The sequence below is a fragment of the Synechococcus sp. PROS-U-1 genome (genome assembly GCF_014279755.1).
Lineage (GTDB): Bacteria > Cyanobacteriota > Cyanobacteriia > PCC-6307 > Cyanobiaceae > Parasynechococcus.
In genome coordinates, this window is sequence record NZ_CP047951.1 from 2,080,726 (window position 1) to 2,098,692 (window position 17,967).

Annotated in this window: 21 protein-coding genes; 9 read left to right on the forward strand and 12 right to left on the reverse strand. The window is 61.1% G+C overall.

Features of this window, described 5'->3' with window-relative positions; translation table 11 throughout:
• Window positions 1-61 precede the first annotated feature (61 nt).
• The 9 genes from SynPROSU1_RS11345 to SynPROSU1_RS11385 form a co-directional block, all read right to left on the reverse strand.
• A complete protein-coding gene (locus SynPROSU1_RS11345; protein WP_186570595.1) occupies window positions 62-1,012 on the reverse strand; it encodes a F0F1 ATP synthase subunit gamma in 951 nt (316 codons plus the stop codon).
• 13 nt (window positions 1,013-1,025) lie between these two features.
• Window positions 1,026-2,546: a F0F1 ATP synthase subunit alpha gene (atpA, locus tag SynPROSU1_RS11350; RefSeq protein WP_186570596.1), complete on the reverse strand. Its 1,521-nt coding sequence runs from the start codon at window positions 2,544-2,546 to the stop codon at window positions 1,026-1,028.
• Between the two features lie 57 nt (window positions 2,547-2,603).
• Window positions 2,604-3,152, reverse strand: a complete 549-nt coding sequence (gene atpH / locus SynPROSU1_RS11355) for an ATP synthase F1 subunit delta (RefSeq protein WP_115093156.1) — start codon at window positions 3,150-3,152, stop codon at window positions 2,604-2,606.
• Window positions 3,152-3,634 carry a F0F1 ATP synthase subunit B gene (locus SynPROSU1_RS11360; RefSeq protein ID WP_186570597.1) on the reverse strand — a complete coding sequence of 161 codons (483 nt, stop codon included), beginning with the start codon at window positions 3,632-3,634 and terminating at the stop codon, window positions 3,152-3,154. The genes atpH and SynPROSU1_RS11360 overlap by 1 nt, the downstream gene beginning before the upstream one ends.
• On the reverse strand, window positions 3,634-4,098 hold the full coding sequence (locus SynPROSU1_RS11365; RefSeq protein WP_186570598.1) for a F0F1 ATP synthase subunit B': 465 nt from the start codon (window positions 4,096-4,098) through the stop codon (window positions 3,634-3,636). Before SynPROSU1_RS11365 ends, SynPROSU1_RS11360 begins: the two co-directional genes overlap by 1 nt.
• Before the next feature lie 70 nt (window positions 4,099-4,168).
• The gene (atpE, locus tag SynPROSU1_RS11370) at window positions 4,169-4,417 is read right to left on the reverse strand and encodes an ATP synthase F0 subunit C (protein ID WP_006851467.1); all 249 of its coding nucleotides are present in this window, start codon (window positions 4,415-4,417) and stop codon (window positions 4,169-4,171) included.
• A gap of 169 nt (window positions 4,418-4,586) precedes the next feature.
• On the reverse strand, window positions 4,587-5,312 hold the full coding sequence (gene atpB / locus SynPROSU1_RS11375) for a F0F1 ATP synthase subunit A (RefSeq protein WP_115022428.1): 726 nt from the start codon (window positions 5,310-5,312) through the stop codon (window positions 4,587-4,589).
• A 24-nt stretch (window positions 5,313-5,336) separates the two neighbouring features.
• Window positions 5,337-5,675 (reverse strand): hypothetical protein, encoded by a 339-nt coding sequence (locus SynPROSU1_RS11380; protein WP_186570599.1) that lies wholly within the window; start codon window positions 5,673-5,675, stop codon window positions 5,337-5,339.
• A 43-nt stretch (window positions 5,676-5,718) separates the two neighbouring features.
• On the reverse strand, window positions 5,719-6,888 hold the full coding sequence (locus tag SynPROSU1_RS11385) for a bifunctional 2-polyprenyl-6-hydroxyphenol methylase/3-demethylubiquinol 3-O-methyltransferase UbiG (RefSeq protein WP_186570600.1): 1,170 nt from the start codon (window positions 6,886-6,888) through the stop codon (window positions 5,719-5,721).
• 146 nt (window positions 6,889-7,034) lie between these two features.
• Between SynPROSU1_RS11385 and SynPROSU1_RS11390 the strand changes: the two genes are divergently transcribed.
• From SynPROSU1_RS11390 to SynPROSU1_RS11405, 4 genes are all read left to right on the forward strand, one after another.
• The gene (locus tag SynPROSU1_RS11390) at window positions 7,035-9,986 is read left to right on the forward strand and encodes a phycobilisome rod-core linker polypeptide (RefSeq protein WP_186570601.1); all 2,952 of its coding nucleotides are present in this window, start codon (window positions 7,035-7,037) and stop codon (window positions 9,984-9,986) included.
• A 406-nt stretch (window positions 9,987-10,392) separates the two neighbouring features.
• Window positions 10,393-10,878 (forward strand): allophycocyanin subunit alpha, encoded by a 486-nt coding sequence (locus SynPROSU1_RS11395; RefSeq protein ID WP_006849995.1) that lies wholly within the window; start codon window positions 10,393-10,395, stop codon window positions 10,876-10,878.
• Between the two features lie 39 nt (window positions 10,879-10,917).
• Window positions 10,918-11,406, forward strand: coding sequence for an allophycocyanin subunit beta (gene apcB, locus SynPROSU1_RS11400; RefSeq protein WP_006849956.1), 489 nt, complete (start codon window positions 10,918-10,920; stop codon window positions 11,404-11,406).
• Window positions 11,407-11,411: 5 nt separating this feature from the next.
• A complete protein-coding gene (locus tag SynPROSU1_RS11405; protein ID WP_006851140.1) occupies window positions 11,412-11,612 on the forward strand; it encodes a phycobilisome linker polypeptide in 201 nt (66 codons plus the stop codon).
• A gap of 56 nt (window positions 11,613-11,668) precedes the next feature.
• Here SynPROSU1_RS11405 and SynPROSU1_RS11410 read toward each other — a convergent pair whose 3' ends face one another.
• Window positions 11,669-12,475 (reverse strand): TlyA family RNA methyltransferase, encoded by an 807-nt coding sequence (locus SynPROSU1_RS11410; RefSeq protein WP_186570602.1) that lies wholly within the window; start codon window positions 12,473-12,475, stop codon window positions 11,669-11,671.
• Between the two features lie 97 nt (window positions 12,476-12,572).
• Between SynPROSU1_RS11410 and SynPROSU1_RS11415 the strand changes: the two genes are divergently transcribed.
• The 4 genes from SynPROSU1_RS11415 to SynPROSU1_RS11430 all read left to right on the forward strand — a co-directional run bounded on the left by SynPROSU1_RS11415 (window position 12,573) and on the right by SynPROSU1_RS11430 (window position 16,161).
• Window positions 12,573-12,773 carry a hypothetical protein gene (locus SynPROSU1_RS11415; RefSeq protein ID WP_186570603.1) on the forward strand — a complete coding sequence of 67 codons (201 nt, stop codon included), beginning with the start codon at window positions 12,573-12,575 and terminating at the stop codon, window positions 12,771-12,773.
• 77 nt (window positions 12,774-12,850) lie between these two features.
• Window positions 12,851-14,074: an FtsW/RodA/SpoVE family cell cycle protein gene (locus SynPROSU1_RS11420; RefSeq protein ID WP_370586226.1), complete on the forward strand. Its 1,224-nt coding sequence runs from the start codon at window positions 12,851-12,853 to the stop codon at window positions 14,072-14,074.
• A gap of 54 nt (window positions 14,075-14,128) precedes the next feature.
• Complete coding sequence (locus SynPROSU1_RS11425; protein WP_186570604.1) at window positions 14,129-14,842, forward strand: cytochrome c biogenesis CcdA family protein; 714 nt, start codon at window positions 14,129-14,131, stop codon at window positions 14,840-14,842.
• 5 nt (window positions 14,843-14,847) lie between these two features.
• Window positions 14,848-16,161, forward strand: coding sequence for a cytochrome c biogenesis protein ResB (locus SynPROSU1_RS11430; RefSeq protein ID WP_186572376.1), 1,314 nt, complete (start codon window positions 14,848-14,850; stop codon window positions 16,159-16,161).
• Here SynPROSU1_RS11430 and queF read toward each other — a convergent pair.
• Window positions 16,149-16,538, reverse strand: a complete 390-nt coding sequence (queF, locus tag SynPROSU1_RS11435) for a preQ(1) synthase (protein ID WP_186570605.1) — start codon at window positions 16,536-16,538, stop codon at window positions 16,149-16,151. The two genes, SynPROSU1_RS11430 and queF, sit on opposite strands and share 13 nt — an antisense overlap.
• Window positions 16,539-16,663: 125 nt before the next feature.
• On the opposite strand from queF, the gene SynPROSU1_RS11440 reads away from it, so the two are divergent.
• Window positions 16,664-17,002, forward strand: a complete 339-nt coding sequence (locus SynPROSU1_RS11440) for a P-II family nitrogen regulator (RefSeq protein WP_006851285.1) — start codon at window positions 16,664-16,666, stop codon at window positions 17,000-17,002.
• Window positions 17,003-17,024: 22 nt separating this feature from the next.
• Here SynPROSU1_RS11440 and SynPROSU1_RS11445 read toward each other — a convergent pair whose 3' ends face one another.
• Window positions 17,025-17,924, reverse strand: a complete 900-nt coding sequence (locus SynPROSU1_RS11445; protein ID WP_186570606.1) for an N-acetylmuramoyl-L-alanine amidase — start codon at window positions 17,922-17,924, stop codon at window positions 17,025-17,027.
• Window positions 17,925-17,967: the final 43 nt, after the last annotated feature.

Here is a 17,967-nt window from a genome sequence, read left to right on the forward strand (position 1 = left end):
AACGCAACAAAAAAGCCGGCCCCATTGGGCCGGCTTTTGAGCATTTTGTGAACTGAACGAATCAGCCAACAGCGGCGGCACCACCTGCAACTTCCAGGATCTCCTGGGTAATTGCAGCCTGACGTGCCTTGTTGTAGTCAAGGGTGAGGGTCTTGGCCAACTCCTTGGCATTGTCACTGGCGTTGTTCATGGCCGTCATCCGGCTGGCCAGTTCAGAGGCTGCTGATTCCTGCAGGGAACGCAGCATCTGGTTTTGCAGATACAGAGGAAGCAGTGCATTCAGCAGCTGTTCAGGTGTCTGCTCAAACACAATGTCCGAAGGAATCTTCGGCTCGGTGTTAGCAGGGCCAGCACCGGGCTCGACCGTCAACAAGCCGTCCTTTGTGGTGAGACGGAAGATCTCGTCCTCAGGATCAGCAATGTCCTGAGGATCCAAGGGCAACAGAGTCTGCACCACGGGCTTGCAGCTCACCAGGTTGATGAACTTGGTGAAGATCAACTCCACTCGATCGGTGCTCTCAGCTAGGAATTCAGCCAGCAGATCCGTGGAGATCGTGTTGGCCTCATCGGCGGTGGGCACCTGCTCAAGACCAGAGAAAGTGGCCTGGATCGGATAGTCACGACGGGTGAAATAGCCGATCGCTTTAGTGCCAACCAGCAGCAGCTTCACATCAAAGCCTTTGCCCTTCAGTTCAGCGAAACGTTGTTCCGTGCGCTTAATGATGTTGGCGTTGTAGCCACCACACAGACCGCGATCACCAGTGATCGCCACCAGGGTGATGGTCTCCACATCGCGCTGCTGCATCAGGGGAGATGCTGCATCTTCGAAACGCATGCGGGACTGGAGATTTTCCAGGATTCGCGCCAGCCGATCCGCGAAGGGACGGCTGCGGAGCACTTGCTCCTGGGCGCGGCGCACCTTGGCCGCAGCCACCAGGCGCATGGCCTCGGTGATCTTGCGGGTGTTTTTGACCGACTTAATTCGGTCGCGGATTTCTTTGAGATTCGCCATGTCGGCAGCTCCGTCAGGCCGCAGAAGCGACCATGGTGGACACGACTTCGGTGATGGCATCCTTGAGGATGGCCTCAGCCTCAGGGCTCATCACCTTCTTCTCCTGGATTTCGGAGATGAACTCAGCCTTGTTGGACTTGAGGTACTCACGAAGTTCTCGGGAGAAGTCGACCACCTTGTCGACGGGGACGGCATCGATCAGGCCCTTCACACCCGCATAAACGATGGCGACCTGCTCAGCCAGGATCAGGGGGCTGAACTGAGGCTGCTTGAGCAGTTCACGCAAGCGCTTGCCACGCTCGAGCTGCTGCTGGGTGGAGGCATCCAGGTCAGAGGCGAACTGCGAGAAGGCAGCCAGCTCGTCGAACTGAGCAAGCTCCAGCTTCAGGGTGCCGGCAATCTTTTTGATGGCCTTGGTCTGGGCAGCACCACCCACCCGGCTCACGGAGATACCAACGTTGATAGCTGGGCGTAGACCGGAGTTGAACAGGTCAGAGCTGAGGAAGATCTGTCCGTCCGTGATGGAAATCACGTTAGTGGGGATGTAAGCCGAAACGTCGCCGGCCTGAGTCTCGATGATCGGCAGAGCGGTCATCGAACCCTTGCCCATCGCGTCAGACAACTTGGCAGCGCGCTCCAGCAAACGGCTGTGGCAGTAGAAGACGTCACCGGGGTAAGCCTCACGACCGGGCGGACGACGCAGCAAGAGCGACATCTGGCGATAGGCGGCAGCCTGCTTGGAAAGATCGTCGTAGATCACCAAGGTGGCCTTGCCCTTGTACATGAAGTACTCGGCGATGGTGGCACCTGTGTAAGGAGCCAGGTACTGCAGTGCAGCGGGCTCAGAAGCGTTCGCAGCCACGATCACGGTGTAGTCGAGGGCACCGCGCTCACGCAGCACCTCAACAACGTTGGCCACGGAGGCAGCCTTTTGCCCCACCGCGACGTAGACGCAGATCATGTCCTGATCCGACTGGTTCAGGATCGTGTCGATCGCGATGGCAGTTTTACCGGTCTGACGGTCACCAATGATCAGCTCGCGCTGACCTCGGCCAACGGGGATCATTGCGTCGATCGCGGTGATGCCGGTCTGCATCGGCTCGTGCACCGATTTGCGCTGAATGATGCCGGGCGCCATGGACTCGATCAGGCGCGTTTCGCTGGTGGGGATTTCACCCTTGCCGTCGATGGCGCGACCCAGGGAGTTCACCACGCGGCCCAACAGGGCTTCACCGACAGGAACAGAGGCAATCTTGCCGGTTGCCTTGACCGTGCTGCCTTCCTGAATGCCGTATCCCTCACCCATCAGCACCGCGCCGACGTTGTCGTCTTCGAGGTTCAGGGCGATGCCTTCGGTGCCGTCCTCAAATTCAATGAGTTCGCCAGCCATGGCTTGCTGCAGGCCGTAGACGCGGGCGATGCCGTCGCCCACAGTCAGAACGGTACCGACATTGCTGACGGAAACCGACTTGTCATAGTCCTCAATTTGCTGTTTGAGGATGGCGCTGATCTCGTCAGGACGGATGGAAACCATGGCGTGTGATCCCAGGTGGGAGTTGGGGAGGAAGGAGCGTTGGAGGAAAGAGTGAGGTCAGCTCGCCTTGGCGAGTGCCAGACCAAGGCGACGAACCTGGCCAGACAAACTGGCGTCGATCACCTGAGATCCGAGACTCACGACGAAGCCGCCAATTAAGGACGGATCCACACTGAGGTCGATGTCGACCTTGTTGGTGCCGGCCATGGCCTGCACCTTCTTAGACAGTGCCGCCTGTTGATCCTCGGTGAGGCTTTGAGCAGAACGGACCTGGGCCAGCGTGATGCCTTGCTGTTCGCGGTAGAGCTCGAGGTAGCGGAGCATGACCGCATCAAAAGCAATGAGACGTTGGCGATCAGCCAGCACCTTCAGCAAATTGAAAACTGAAGGAGTGACATCCTCACCAACAAGAGCTTTGAGAGCTTTCTTTTTGGCGTCGGGCTCAAGAACCGGAGACACCATGGCGTCACGGAAGTCCTCGGAATCGTTCCAGATCTCAAGCAGTTGCTTGCATTGATCCGCAACGGTTTCAGACTCGCCACGGGCCTCTGTGACCTGAAGCAATGCTTCGGCGTAAGGGGTGGCGAGGGAGTTAAGGAGAGGCATCAGGCGTTCTCCAGATTTTTGATGGTGGAATCGATCAACTTGGCCTGAGCTTTGGCATCGAGACGGCCGGGTAGTTCGGCAAGAACCTTGTCGATCGAAGCAAGAGCGGCCTCACGACGAAGGCTGTCTTTGATTCGAGCGGCATCAGCCTCAGCATCAGCATCGGCACCGGCCTTGATGGCAGCCATCACGGAGATGGTCCGCTTCTCGCCTTCGGCACGGATACCTGCGGCGCGGGTCTGGCCGTCAGCACGAATCTTTTCGGCTTTCTGCTGGGCAGCAGCCAATTCGGACTGGGCCTTGCTCAGGTTTTCGCTGGCAGTCTTCAGGCGGGACTCAGCATCCTGCAGCTCCTGAAGGATGTCAGCTCGGCGGCGTTCCAGGATTCCTCCCAGGAACCCACGTAGGAACCAAACCAGGACACCGATCACAATGACCAGGTTGACCAGATTGGTCTCAAGCGGATTGAAATTGAGAGTCATCACGCGGTCAGCAAACGGTTGATGATCGTGGTGCTCAGCTGATCCACCTGACCCTTCAATTGGGATCGGGCGGATTCACGCTCGGCCTCGATGGCGCGACGGCTTTCCTCTTTCGTGCGGTTGGCTTCGGCTTCCGCCTGTGCCAGTGCTTCGCGGTAAAGCCGATCGACTTCTTGTTCCGCCTCAACGATCACGGCCTGAGCGGCCTGACGGGCACCTTTCAGCTGTTCAGCCAGATCAGCTTCCAGGCGTTCAACCTGGGCAAGCTTCTGCTTGGCGTCAGCACGACTGGTGGAGATGTAGCCCTCACGATCTTCCACGACCTTGCCGACCGGACGGAAGAAGAGAACATTGAGCAGGAAGGTGAGGAGAACCACCTGAACCGCCATTAGCGGAAGGGTGGCATCGAGGTCAAAAAGACCTCCCTCCGGAACACCTGCTTCAGCGAGCAGAAGCCAGGTCATGGAAAGGTGCGCTGGAAAGGAATCGAAACAAGGAGTTCAGAAGGGGGGATCAACGATCCCCCAGCACTGATCAGCCGGCGAAGGGGTTGGCGAACAGGAGCACCAGAGCCACCACCAGGCCGTAGATGGTCAGCGATTCCATGAACGCCAGGGACAGCAGCAGGGTGCCGCGGATCTTGCCTTCGGCTTCGGGCTGACGGGCGATGCCCTCAACAGCGCCGCCGGACGCGGTGCCCTGACCGATACCAGGGCCGATGGCGGCGAGGCCGACTGCCAGGCCAGCGGCCACAACGGAAGCGGCGGAGGTGATGGAATCCATGTTGAGTGGTGTAAGGGGAAGCGCTGGGAAGCGCTGTACGGAATGGACTTGGGGATCGGTTCCCCCCGCGCAGGGACATTCCCGAAGGAACGGGCCCGGGTGCAATGCCGGACCTGCGCGCGGATGTGTTTAGCAGATCGCCGATCGAAGGCGAAAGAAAAAGGGGGCCTTAGTGGGCTTCGTGGAGACCTTCACCGATATAGAAGGCGGTGAGGGTCGCAAAGATCAAAGCCTGAATGGCACTGGTGAACAGACCAAGCAGCATCACGGGGAGAGGCACCAAAAGCGGAACCAGGTAAACCAGCACACCCACCGCCAATTCGTCGGCAAGGATGTTTCCGAACAAACGGAACGAGAGCGAAAGAGGCTTGGTGAATTCCTCGATGATCTTGAACGGGAGCATGATCGGCGTCGGCTCCACGTACAGCTCGAAGAACCGCAGACCTTTGCGGCTCAGACCGGCATAGAAGTAGGCCAGCGACACCAGCAGAGCCATCGCCACAGTGGTGTTGATGTCTGCTGTGGGAGCGCCGAGTTCACCCTCTGGAAGTTCAAAGATCTTCCAGGGGATCAGGGCACCGCCCCAGTTGCTCACAAAGATGAACAGGAACAAGGTGCCGATGAATGGCAGCCAATCGCGGTAATACTTCTCGCCGATGTTGTCGCGGGCGATGTCGCGGATGAAGTTCCAGAGGAACTCCATCAGGTTCTGCAGACCCAAAGGGTCGCGCTGCATGTTGCGGGTGCCAGCCAGCACCAGGGCGAGAAGGATGCCAATCAGGATCCAGGAGCTCAGGAAGACCTGGCCATGGAGGTACAGATCGCCGATCTGCCAATACAGGTGGTGGCCCACTTCCAGTTCAGCGAACGGAAGTGGTAGGGGCAGCAAAGCCATGGGTGCAGAGAGAAGTGCTCAGCTTCAGCGGTCGTCGAAAACGTGCTGAAGAATCAGGGCGGGCTTGTAGAGAAGAAATCCCAGGAATGCCGGCAACAGATCGAGCTGGGGCAGCTTGGCCGAACCAACCACAAGCAAGGTCGGAACGATGAGCTGAAAACGCCCCAGTCCACGGGACTGGTCACTGAGCCGGGCCACACTGCGGGCGAGCAGGCGCACGTACAAAAGTCCGGCGCAAGAACCCACAAAAACACTGCCAGCCACCGAAACGTTCATGGTGAGAGCCACGATCGGAACCGTGACCAGGGACACCAGAACGGTGGCCAACAGCAGACGACGCTGAAGACGGTAGAAATCCTCCAAGCGCTGCCTGAAATGGCGCGCGGAATCTATCACGCGCATTTCCTTAACCCTGCAGTAACACCAGCCGCCGATCCACAAGGCGGCGAATCACCGACGGCTCGGCCAGGCTTCCCAGCGGAGCCTCAGGCTGCTCTTGCAGGGTCTGCAGCAACGCCCGCTCCTCACTCGACAGCTGCAACGGTTCCATGTTGGTGCCAAGAATCGGATCCGGCTCCCCCCAAAGGCAGGGCTGGCGCAACCCATGGGACTGCAGCAAGGCCTCATCGGTCAGTACTGCCGGTTCGATCGGCTGAGCGGAAAGGAAGAACTCGAAGTGGCTGATGTCGGGATCCAGCTGCTCCACAAGCTCCCATTGCTGAGAAAGGGGCAAGGCCTGGGCACGCTCCAACAACTCGCCGTTCAACAGGCGTGCCGGATCCCAGACCTCCGGATTCGAGAAGCCGGCGAAATGCAGGCCTGCCGTGGCGATGTATTGGAACAGCCGCTCGAGGTTGTAGCTGGTCTCCTGCGGATGCAGGTACATATCCGCGAAGTTGGCATCCGCAGCACAGTCCACGGCCCAGCGTTCGCGGTGATGACGGGCGAGGCGATTGGTGTCGGGAAGGGTCTCGAACAGCTCACGGCCCAAGCGCAGCCCTTCAGCCCCGATGCCGGCCTGCAAGAGGTTCAGCGCTTTCTGGGTCCGGTGAATTTCCCAGCGCCCCGCATCGGCATACAGAAAGAGATGGAGCAAGCCATGGGGGGCCAACAACCCGCTCAAGGCACGCAGGCCCGCTTCCGGTTGATCAAGGTGATGCAACACCCCCACAGAGTTGATGTAGTCGAAGGGGCCTTCGTCAGCCAGATCCAGAAGACTGCGCTGCTCCTGACGCAGAGAGGTCACCTGCTGGGCCGCCCCGGAGCGCTGACACCGTTCCTGCGCCACCGCCAGGGCCCCATCACTGATATCCACCCCGAGCACATCCGCACCCGGATTGAGATGGCAGAGATAGTCAGTGCTGACGCCGGTGCCACAGCCGGCATCAAGAATCCGCGGCCGCTCCATCCCCGATGGGATCCGTCCGTGGACGGCGGCCAGAACGCTGCGGTGACACCACCGCCAGTTGTATCCGGGGGGCGGTCCGTCCTGAAGCGGGTCGCCCGGGAAAGGGAAGCGGTCATAGAACGCACTCACCACGGGGGTCGCAGCATCACTGGGCTTTGGGTGGGCCATGGAGTGCAGATTCGGCGCCTGCGAGCTTTTCACGTCACACCCAGCGAGTCACTCCGACACCGCAGGGCCTGCAAACATTTGTTCATGGGGCCGCGGAGCACCATCCCAACAGCCGTAACGTGGCGCGATCCGGCTTGCTTTCGTCGATGACAGTGACCGCCAGCAGCGGCAGCCCGCGCGTGTCTCCCCAACTGTTCGACACGCTGCCGCTCTCCAGCGTCCGTCAGGCAGAGCAGCAGGACCGTTTCCCTGACAACGGGGAACTGAACAGTCTTGTGACCTTCTTCCGGACTGGTCAAGACCGGATCGAAGCGTCCAGGATCATTGCGGCGAATGCCGAGGCCATCGTGGCCCGCGCCGCCAACAGAATTTTTGTGGGGGGCACGCCCCTCTCCTTCCTTGAATCGCCGCTAACAACAGGCGAGACCGGACGCAGTAGTAGTCAGGGCGGCACACCACTGGCGGCAGACCAAGCCGCCTTTGAACAGTCGGTACGCACCTTCACCGGCGACAGCGGCAGCACAAAGAGAGGCAACTTTCTGACCCGTCTTTTGGAAGGAGCCGGTGGGGATGCTGATATTCGTGTGGTGCTTCCGACAGGCTTCAACGCCATCAGTGTGGCCAAGTACGGCCCGGCGTTCATGCGCAAGTCGGTGCGCGATATGGGCTGGTTCCTGCGTTATGTGGGTTACGCCCTCGTGGCTGGTGACCCCAGCATCCTCGCGGTGAACACCCGCGGCCTGCGAGACATCCTCCTGGAAAACTGCTCCCTGGCTGCCACCAACGTGGCCCTTCAGGAGATGCGGGCAGCCTCCGCCGAACTGCTACGGGACCGTCCTGAAGCCCGTCAGATGACCATCGACTGCTTCAACGTGCTGTTGCAGGAGCTGGCTATACCCACCCCCAGCACCAAGCAGCGGCAGGGGAGTGCAGTTCAACAAGGCTTGCAACTCCCGGCGATCTACGCCCTTGCCTCAGAAGGCCGCCAGCTTTTTGAGATGCGGCCGGGCCTCTCCGGAGCAGAAAAAGCAGAAATCATTCGCGCCGCTTACCGCCAGGTGTTTGAGCGCGACATCGCCAAGGGTTACTCCCAGACCCCCTGCGCAGACAAAGCCAGCGCCGTGGCCCAGGGCCAGATCTCGATGCGCGAATTCGTTCGCGCCCTCGGCCGCAGCAAGGAATATCGCCAGCAGTTCCACGACGGTTTCGTCAACAGCCGTGTTGTGGAACTGGCCTATCGCCACTTCCTCGGACGGGGCATCAGCTCCCTCGAGGAATTCCGAAAGTCGTTCGCCATCCTCAGTGACCAGGGCCTGAATGGCCTCGTGGATGTGCTGGTGAATTCCTCGGAATACGCCCAGGCCTTTGGTGAAGAAACAGTTCCCTACCTGCGGGATCTCGGCACGGAAGCCCAGGAAAGCGCCGGCTGGGGATCCAACCGAAAGCTGTTCAACTTCAGTGCCCCCTTTGATGGCGCACCGCAATACGTCACCCTCTACGCCTCCTACCGCCAACCGTTTGCCGACCAGCACGTCTACGGCGGTGGCAATGATCCGGTGGCCAACAAATTCGGAGCCATCTTCCCGAGCGGCACAGCTTCCGTGGCCACCCGACCGGCCCCTTACGGCTACGACAGCCGCCGCCTGCTCGTGAGCAATGGGCTCAACAGCCCCGGCCAGCTAGACAGCGACAGTTTCCGCAAGAGCCGCCCACGCAAGAGTGGTCCGCGCGTCATGCGACTTCAGCAGATCGCCACGGGTGGCACTGTGAATCCAGGCCGTGGTGGTCAGCCCAGCGTGCGCACAACTGAGGCCAGCACCCAAGCCGTGATCAAGGCGGTTTACGTGCAAGTGCTCGGCAACGGCGGCTATGCGGGAGAGCGAATGAGCTCTGATGAAGCCCGCCTCGAAAACGGGGATATTCCGCTCAAGGATTTTGTTCGGGCCGTCGCCAAATCCGATGCTTTCCGACGCCGCTACTGGAGCGGCCTTTACATCGTGAAGGCGATCGAAGTGATGCATCGCCGTTTGCTTGGCCGACCCACCTTCGGACGCTGGGAAATCGATGCCCTTTTCGATACAGCCGCACGGCACGGTTTCTATGGAGTGGTGGACGCACTGATCGACAGCAAGGAATACAGCCAAGCGTTTGGAGCCGACACAGTCCCCTACGAACGTTTCATCACACCCGGTGATGTGACCGCTCGCCGTGCTCCCGGCTGGTCACGCCCTCTCAAGCTTGAAGCTGCCGCTGATCTGACCCTTGGCAGCCGTCCTGAAACACAGCGATCCGAAGCATTCCGCGGCAGTGGCGAAGTAACACCACGCAACCTGCCTGACACGCAAAAGGAAACCAGCCAAGACTTCACGACAACAACCAGCGCAAACGCCGCAGGGCCCAGTTGGCTGTCGGTGGTGCGTCGACAAGGTCTTGCATCCAACAAGACTGGCTTCCCAATGCGTCGAGCCAGCAACTCAACGCCGACCAGCATCGGTGGTCGCACTTGGAGCGTTGAGCTCATTTCTTCCAATGCGCGGAGTGGACAAGCACTCCCACGCATGGGAATGGCCCTTATCACGGAAGGAGCTTCGGGGTTCCGCTTGCGAGGTGGACTTCCCGCGATGCTCGAGCTGAAACAGCCTTGCAGCGAAGATGAGCTCCAGACGGTTCTCGATGCGACTTACAAGCAGCTGCTCAACCGTGTCCCCACCGGAAATGAGCGTCTGATCAGCGCGGAGTCACGTCTGCGCAATCAGGACATCGACCTGGCTGATTTCATCGCTGAAGTGGCGATGAGCGAGGCGTTCCAGAACCGGATCTCCTCGATGGCACCGCTTCGGGCCGCTTCCGCTGCTGGTTTAGCCCTGCTGGGACGAGCGACCACACCTGCTGAGACCAGCCGCTTCCTGATCACACGAGCCCAGGCAGGCCATGGTGCTGCGGTGACCGAATTGCTGGCAGATCGCATCGGCACAGCGGTGCCTCGCGTTGATGGCATGAACACCACATCAGGGGTTCCACAGGCCACAATTCAGCGGACAGCATCGCTGTACAGCGGAAACGCAGGCATGAATCCCACCTCGGGCGAGGCGATCTAAGCCGTACAGCCCATTTCAGTGACAAACAACCGCCACATTCGCGACGGTTGTTCTCATTCGATCCCGGTGAAGTACAGCTTCCTCGGGATCATTTTGTGCGTCTTAGACGCATCCGGAGCAAAGTCGCAGATCGCAGTCATGCCAGCACTTTTCTGCGCAACAAATTAGCCATGAAGAACTGTTACCCGGTCAAAACTCCCCGGCCATGGTCAGCGCAGAATGCCTCAGCCGAATCCAACGGAGCGAGCTCACCGCGGTCAGTGTTGACCGATGTGAACAAGTCTCACTCCCGACGCTTCGACCCCCTGTCCCAGCCTTTAGTCTGAGACTCGATCCTTCGGGATCACCCCTTATTCACCGGATACCGGTCTCCTACGGGTGGCCGCTTGTTTCGAGGCAGAACTGCATGAGCATCGTCTCCAACTCGATCATCAACGCGGACGCCGAAGCCCGCTACCTCAGCCCTGGCGAACTCGACCAGATCAAAGCCTTCGTCACCGGCGGTCAACGCCGTCTGCGCGTGGCTCAGGTCTTGTGCGAGAGCCGCGAGCGCATCGTCAAGCAGGCTGGAGGTCAGCTGTTCCAGAAGCGTCCCGACGTCATCTCCCCTGGCGGTAACGCCTACGGCGAGGAGATGACCGCCACATGTCTGCGCGACATGGATTACTACCTCCGCCTTGTCACCTACGGCATCGTTGCCGGTGACGTCACTCCGATCGAAGAGATCGGTGTGATCGGCGCAAAAGAGCTTTATCGCTCCCTGGGAACTCCTCTGGAAGCATTGGCTGAATCCGTGCGCGAGATGAAGATCGTCGCCATGGGCCTCCTCACAGGAGCCGACGCAGAGGAAGCCGGCACCTACTTCGACTACGTGGTTGGCGCCCTCGCCTGAACCGCTCGCTGATTTTCCCTCTCGTCTCCTCACGGATCCATGCAAGACGCCATCACCAACGTCATCAACAAGTCGGACGTCCAGGGCCTGTACCTGGACACGGCTTCGATGGGCAGCCTCGAGTCGTATTTCGCCAGCGGTGAACTGCGCGTGCGCGCTGCCGCCACCATCAGCGCTAACGCTTCGGCCATCATTCGTGATGCCGTCGCCAAGGCGTTGCTGTACTCGGACATCACCCGTCCCGGCGGCAACATGTACACCACTCGCCGCTACGCCGCCTGCATCCGCGACCTGGATTACTACCTGCGGTATTCCACCTACGCCATGCTCGCCGGCGACACTTCCATCCTCGACGAGAGGGTGCTTAACGGTCTCAAGGAGACCTACAACTCCCTCGGTGTTCCCATCGGTGCCACCGTTCAGGCCATCCAAGCCATGAAAGAAGTCACCGCAGGACTGGTCGGACCTGACGCCGGCAAGGAAATGGGTGTCTACTTCGACTACATCTGCTCCGGCCTCGGCAACTGAGCCCCATGCGGTTGTTCAAAGTCACCGCCTGTATCCCCAGTCCTGAAAAGGTGCGGACGCAGCGCGAATTGCAGAACACCTTCTTCACCAAATGGGTTCCCTATGACAGCTGGTTCGCTGAGCAACAGCGCATCCAGAAACAGGGGGGACGCATTATCAAGGTGGAACTCTGCACCGGGGGTCAGCAGGTCAACGTCGGCAACTGAACTCCGTTCCAATTCAAGGCCAAGCCCGGTTCAACACCGGGCTTTTTTATGGCCCATCAACCATTCAGCGTCTTCGCAACCAGAAGCTCTAGATCCGGCAAATCAGCCGCGTCGGCCTCAGCCAACCAGAGCACGTACTCGTGGTTGCCGGCGGGGCCTGTGAGCGGCGAGGCCACGAGGCCCTGCGGCTGCCAACCCGACTCCCCAGCTGCTGTGATCACGGATTCGATGGCATCACGGTGGGCCGCCGGATCACGAACCACACCCCCCTTGCCGACCCTGTTCTTACCGACCTCAAACTGCGGCTTCACCAGCACCAGCGCCTCGGTTCCTGGACCCTGCAACAGCCGGCGCAAGGCAGGAAGGATCAGACGCAGCGAAATGAACGACACATCGGTGACCGCAAGACTGGGCCAGGGGTCATCTGCCGTGTAGAGAACCTCGGGTTGGAGGTGGCGCAGATTGGTCCGTTCACGCAGCACCACCCTGGGATCAGTGCGCAGACTCCAGGCCGTTTGGCCATAGCCCACATCGACGCCATAGACACGGCTGGCACCATGCTGCAGCAGGCAATCGGTGAAGCCGCCCGTGGAAATGCCGCCATCCAGGCAGACCCGATCCTCCACACGCACAGCAAAAGCCTTCAAGCCCGCCAACAGTTTTTCGCCACCACGGGAGACGAAGCGGGGGGGCTGCTCGACCCTCAATTCCCGCTCGGCCGTGACTTCCGTTCCGGGCTTATCGAGCAGCATGCCTGCCCCATCACGCACCTTCCCAGCACGGATTAGCTGCTGCGCCTGTTGCCGTGAACTGACCAAGCCACGGGTCAGGAGTTCAAGATCAAGACGCTGTTTGGACGCCATTGCGACATAAAAGCAGACCGATCCCGAAGAAAACCCGGGATCCTGTGGCTGGAGACGGTTCTGCCGGGAGGATTTCCATCAATCCGTACAGAGGGACGTGTCCACCCACCGCCCCCAAACTTCCAAGGTGGTGCCGCTGTTGCGACCGGGCAGCTTCGTGCGGCTCGACAACCAGCCGTCCGACCTCCCACCCTTTCAGGTTCTGCACTGCCGCGGGGGCCGCTGCTGGGTGCGCCAGCAATCCTGGGGTTCACATGTTCAATGGGAAGTTGAGCATGAGCGCCTCAGCGCCGCCTGAACAACAGCACCTTTGGCTTGGCAAAGTTCCGCTTTCGCGGCTCAATGGAGCATCGATAACCCCCTCGCTCTGCCTCGGTGAACGCCACTGCGCCCAAGTCCAAGCCTGCCAGGCGTGAAACGAGCGAAGGACGCAAAAGCGGACTGTTTCAGCGGCTGCTCCCCTTGCCCTGGCAGCTCTGGCCGGCAGAGGCCCGCCTGCTGACGGGATTGGCAGGGTTCTGGAGTGTGGCAGGACTGGTGGTATTGGCGTCGGCCAGCTGGTGGGTGGCCCTGCGGGAAATGGGGGACGGCGGCTTTTATCTGAAACGGCAGGCGATCTGGCTGTTGGCCAGCTGGAGCCTGCTCGGGATCACAATCTCCACCAACCTGCGGCGCTGGCTGCGTTGGTCGGGACCGGGGCTGTGGATGGGCTGCCTGCTGATCGCCGCCACCCTGGTGATGGGCACCACCGTCAACGGCGCCAGCCGCTGGCTGGTGATTGGGCCCCTGCAGGTGCAGCCCTCGGAGCTGGTGAAACCCTTTGTGGTGCTGCAGGCCGCCAATCTGTTTGCCCCCTGGAGCCGAATGAGCCTCGACCAAAAGCTGCTCTGGCTCGGCAGCTTTGGCGGACTGCTGCTGCTGATTCTCAAGCAGCCCAACCTCTCCACCGCCGCCTTGATGGGACTCACCCTCTGGATGGTGGCCATGGCGGCCGGCCTGCGCTGGCGCAGCCTGCTCGGCACAGCCCTGGCGGGATCGCTGCTGGGCACCGCCAGCATCCTGATCAATGAATACCAACGGATCCGGGTGGTGTCGTTCCTGGATCCCTGGAACGACCCCATGGGGGATGGCTATCAGCTGGTGCAGAGCCTGCTGGCGATCGGATCCGGCGGTTGGATGGGTCAGGGCTATGGCCTCTCCACCCAAAAGCTCCAATACCTCCCGATCCAAAGCACTGACTTCATCTATGCAGTGTTCGCTGAGGAATTCGGCTTTGTGGGCTCGCTGCTGCTGCTGTTGTTCCTGATGCTGGTGACCTGGGTGGGGCTGCGGGTGGCCCTGCGCTGCCGCAGCAACCAGGCACGCCTTGTTGCCATCGGATGCTCAACAATCCTTGTGGGCCAGTCGATCCTGAACATCGCAGTGGCTTCTGGCGCGATGCCCACGACCGGTCTTCCCCTGCCCTTGATCAGCTATGGGGGCAACTCTCTGATGTCGAGTTTGGTGATTCTTGGGCTGCTGATCCGCTGTTCTCTGGAGTCCACCGGTTTGATTGGCGGTCGTTCGAACAGCCGACCACGAGCAGCACGCCAACGATGAGGCAGGCAGTCCACCCGACTTGCCTGGATAGGCTTTGAACACTTAAGGGCACCTGTGGACCTGCTGCTGCTCTCCGATCTGGCCCAGAGCAGCGAACAGCTGTTGCGACGTGCCCTTGCGGATCCCGGACCGCTGACTGTGGCGCTGGTCTTCGGTGGCGGCGCCCTCACCAGCCTGGGGCCCTGTTCTCTGTCGTTGCTGCCGGTGACGCTGGCCTATCTGGCGGGGTTTGAGGATGCCCAACCGGCGTGGCGGCGCAGCTTGGCCTTCTGCAGCGGCATCGTGGGGGCCCTCGTGGTCCTGGGCAGCGTCAGTGGGCTGCTGGGCCGGATCTATGGACAGGTACCGGCGTTGGTTCCCACGCTGGTGGCGATCCTCGCTGTGGTGATGGGATTGAACCTTCTTGGGCTGCTGCGGATTCCGCTTCCCAGTGGTCCGGATCCGGAACTTTGGCGTCAGAAAGTGCCAGCTCCATTGGCTCCTGTCGCCGCCGGCCTGGCCTTCGGGCTGGCGGCCTCCCCATGCACCACACCGGTACTGGCGGTGCTGCTGGGCTGGATCGCCCAGAGCGGTCGTCCCCTGGCGGGGGTGGTTCTGCTGAGCAGCTTCGGCATTGGCCAGGTGCTGCCCCTGCTGCTGGCCGGCACGTTTGCAGCAGCCATTCCAAAACTTCTGGCGTTACGGGGCATCAGCCGCTGGGTGCCGCCGGCGAGTGGCGTCATCCTGCTCACGAGTGGCCTGCTCACCCTGCTGGCCCGCTGGAGCTGATGGGGATGGCGCTACTGAAACGCATGGCGGCCTGGCTCAGCGATCTACGGCTGGCCATCGTGTTGCTGCTGATGATTGCCCTGGCAAGTGCCGTGGGCACCGCAATCCCCCAGGGAGACCCACCCGCCAGCTATGTCGATGCCTATGCCAGCAGCCCGTGGCTGGGTCTGCTCCACGGCGAGCAGGTGCTGCAGCTGCAACTCGATCATGTGTATTCCAGCGGCTGGTTTCTGGCCTTGCTGGCCTGGCTGGGCCTGGCCCTGATCCTGTGCAGCTGGCGACGCCAATGGCCGGCCCTGATGGCGGCCCGGCGCTGGATCGACTACCGCACCCAGCGCCAATTGAGCAAGCTGGCCATTGCCGAAAGCCAGCCCTGCCCTGATTCCAGTCAATGCCTGACTCAGCTAGAGACAGTGCTACGGGCCAATGGCTGGCAAGTGCAACGCAAGCCGCAACGGCTGGCGGCTCGGCGTGGCGCCATCGGCCGGGTTGGGCCCTTGCTCGTGCACACCGGTCTTGTCCTGCTGATGCTGGGCGCAGCCTGGGGCGCCCTAGCCGGCAACCGCCTGGAGCGATTCCTGGCCCCCGGCCGCAGCCTCGACCTTCTGGATCGCGACGGCACCAGCCAATTGACCATCACGCTGAATCGCTTTGCCATCGATCGGGATCCAGCCGGACGCACGGAACAGTTCCGCTCCGCTCTGCAGCTGCAAGGCGCCAATCAGACGTTGGATGCGGAGATCAGCGTCAATCACCCGCTGCGCCATCGAGGCATCACGATTTACCAGGCGGATTGGTCGTTGGCGACGATCAGCCTGCAAATCGGGCGCAGCCCCGTGCTGGAACTTCCCTTGCAGACCTATCCAGAGCTTGGGGATCAGGTGTGGGGCCTGGTGCTGCCGACCCGGCCGGATGGCAGCCAACCGGTCTTTCTGAGTCTGGAGAGTGAACAAGGGCCCGCGACAGTGTTCGATGCCGACGGCCAGCAGGTTGCCCGACTGCGGCCAGGGGGACCAGCAGTAGAGGTGAAAGGCTTGCCGATGCGGGTGGACGCAGTGATGCCGGCCAGCGGCCTGCTGCTCAAACGGGATCCCGGAGTACCGCTGGTGTATTTGGGCTTCGCGATCCTGCTGGTGGGGGGGGGGTTAAGCCTGGTGGCCACCCGGCAGATGTGGGCCATCGCTGCTGATGGAACCCTCAGCCTCGGCGGCCTTTGCAACCGCAACCTCGCCGCCTTTGCGAACGAATTGCCCCAGCTGTTGCAGCAGGTGGTCGGTGCTGCGGCCAATCCTGGGGAACAAAGCGATCAGCAGGGCTGACGGCTGCCATGAGTGACCCTCACCACCGTGTGGACGTTGCCACGGGGGTTGAAATCGGCTTCCAACTGCATCCAAACCGGATCAGTCGCCGCCACCAGATCGTCGAGGATGCGATTGGTCACCTCTTCATGGGAAATCGACTGGTCGCGAAAGCTGTTCACATAGAGCTTGATCGCCTTGAGCTCCACCACGCGGGGCCCCGGTTGGTAGATCAGGCGCAGCACGGCGAAATCGGGATAGCCGGAGAAGGGGCACTTGCAGGTGAACTCCGGCAGCTCGATCGACACCTCATATGGACGGCCGGGCCGGGGATTGTCAAAGCAGATCAGCTCGGCTTCGGCGATGGCGCGTTCGCCATAGAGGGGAGTCTGGGTCAAAGGGCTGAAGTGGCCAGTTCTGATGAGCGACCCTAGGAAGTCAAGCTTCGGCAGCGTTCTGTAACAGCGGTCACGCACGGCTGTTGGAACCGCGGCATCCTTGAGACAAGATCAGTACTCCCCCCATGAAAAAGGTCGAAGCGATCATTCGTCCTTTCAAGCTGGAAGACGTCAAGGTGGCGCTGGTGGAGGCCGGCATCATCGGCATGACCGTGAGCGAAGTGCGAGGCTTCGGCCGCCAGAAAGGTCAGGTGGAGCGCTACCGCGGTTCGGAGTTCACCGTTGAATTTCTGCAGAAACTAAAGATCGAAGTGGTGGTCGAGGACGACCGAGTGGAAGAGGTGGTCAAGTCGATCGCTGATGCTGCCCGCACCGGTGAAATCGGTGACGGCAAGATCTTCATCAGCCCTGTGGAATCGGTGGTGCGCATCCGCACCGGCGACCGCGACAGCACAGCGCTCTGAGCTCACAACGCAAGAACAGCCCCTATCCACCGCGGCGTTCTCCCAGCCAGAGCGGATCAAAACCTACAGAGATGCCGAATTCCTCGGCGAATTCCACCACCCGACACCAGGCCCGGTCCCCATCGGCTCCGGATCGAAGAATGCCTCGAAGGATCACCGGGGCTGAGCCACTCTGAAGCGACATCTCAAACAACGGCCATCCCACTTCAGCCTGAACGCCGTCTTCCCGGAAGGTCGGACTCACATCCATGGCTCCGATGAGCAACCGACGGTGGCTTGCATCCCAGGCGAAAGGCAGCTCATAACGCTCCAAGAGATCGGAGGCCAAGGCCCAGGAGCGGCCTAAGGAATCCAACTGAACCGAGAGCTCACGGCCTCGGGCCTGAATTGTCGTGATGCCCCGAAAGGCAAGCAGCTCCTGCTCAGGCCGCGCATCCGACTCCCGCAACAGCGCCTGAATGCGGTGCCGCAGCTGCTCCCCTCCATCGGTGGCACCGTTCTTGGACAGCTGCAGCAGATCCCAGCGCTCCCCCGTCCCGCCCCAGATCACCGGGCCGTAGTTGTCGTGCATCCAACGACCATCGCGGTTGGAGGCTGCCTCGGCATGGGTCATCACCCGCTCCACCGTGATCTGATCCGCACCCCAGCCCAAGCTTCGGGCAACGGCAGCGGCCTCGGAGCAGAGGCTGCTGAGCTGAGCGTCCGTGGGGGGCTGTGTCCAGGGATCGGGCACACCGCCCATGCAGGCACAGGACAGCGCGATGCTGTTGCGGTTGCGGCCGTAGGTGTGAGCCGGCAGATCCACGTTGTAATCGTGCAACCGGTGCACACGGCCATCACCGCTGATGATCGAGTGATAGTGCCCAGGACGGATCCAGTCGTAGGGCGTTGCCGTCCAGTGCAGGTAAAGCGTTGGGGTCATCGGCCAAGGATGGCGGCGATCCTGAGCTGGCACGACGACTCAT

What these genes read in the sequence shown, in the direction of transcription:
- atpB (WP_115022428.1), bottom strand. Translation starts at nt 5,312, where the DNA reads ATGGCTTTGCTGCCCCTACCACTTCCGTTCGCTGAACTGGAAGTGGGC.
- SynPROSU1_RS11390 (WP_186570601.1), top strand. Translation starts at nt 7,035, where the DNA reads ATGACAGTGACCGCCAGCAGCGGCAGCCCGCGCGTGTCTCCCCAACTG.
- SynPROSU1_RS11410 (WP_186570602.1), bottom strand. Translation starts at nt 12,475, where the DNA reads ATGGCGTCCAAACAGCGTCTTGATCTTGAACTCCTGACCCGTGGCTTG.
- SynPROSU1_RS11445 (WP_186570606.1), bottom strand. Translation starts at nt 17,924, where the DNA reads ATGACCCCAACGCTTTACCTGCACTGGACGGCAACGCCCTACGACTGG.
- SynPROSU1_RS11440 (WP_006851285.1), top strand. Translation starts at nt 16,664, where the DNA reads ATGAAAAAGGTCGAAGCGATCATTCGTCCTTTCAAGCTGGAAGACGTC.
- SynPROSU1_RS11385 (WP_186570600.1), bottom strand. Translation starts at nt 6,888, where the DNA reads ATGGCCCACCCAAAGCCCAGTGATGCTGCGACCCCCGTGGTGAGTGCG.
- SynPROSU1_RS11360 (WP_186570597.1), bottom strand. Translation starts at nt 3,634, where the DNA reads ATGACTCTCAATTTCAATCCGCTTGAGACCAATCTGGTCAACCTGGTC.
- SynPROSU1_RS11430 (WP_186572376.1), top strand. Translation starts at nt 14,848, where the DNA reads ATGGCGCTACTGAAACGCATGGCGGCCTGGCTCAGCGATCTACGGCTG.
- SynPROSU1_RS11345 (WP_186570595.1), bottom strand. Translation starts at nt 1,012, where the DNA reads ATGGCGAATCTCAAAGAAATCCGCGACCGAATTAAGTCGGTCAAAAAC.
- SynPROSU1_RS11405 (WP_006851140.1), top strand. Translation starts at nt 11,412, where the DNA reads ATGCGGTTGTTCAAAGTCACCGCCTGTATCCCCAGTCCTGAAAAGGTG.
- atpE (WP_006851467.1), bottom strand. Translation starts at nt 4,417, where the DNA reads ATGGATTCCATCACCTCCGCCGCTTCCGTTGTGGCCGCTGGCCTGGCA.
- atpH (WP_115093156.1), bottom strand. Translation starts at nt 3,152, where the DNA reads ATGCCTCTCCTTAACTCCCTCGCCACCCCTTACGCCGAAGCATTGCTT.
- atpA (WP_186570596.1), bottom strand. Translation starts at nt 2,546, where the DNA reads ATGGTTTCCATCCGTCCTGACGAGATCAGCGCCATCCTCAAACAGCAA.
- apcB (WP_006849956.1), top strand. Translation starts at nt 10,918, where the DNA reads ATGCAAGACGCCATCACCAACGTCATCAACAAGTCGGACGTCCAGGGC.
- SynPROSU1_RS11395 (WP_006849995.1), top strand. Translation starts at nt 10,393, where the DNA reads ATGAGCATCGTCTCCAACTCGATCATCAACGCGGACGCCGAAGCCCGC.
- SynPROSU1_RS11365 (WP_186570598.1), bottom strand. Translation starts at nt 4,098, where the DNA reads ATGACCTGGCTTCTGCTCGCTGAAGCAGGTGTTCCGGAGGGAGGTCTT.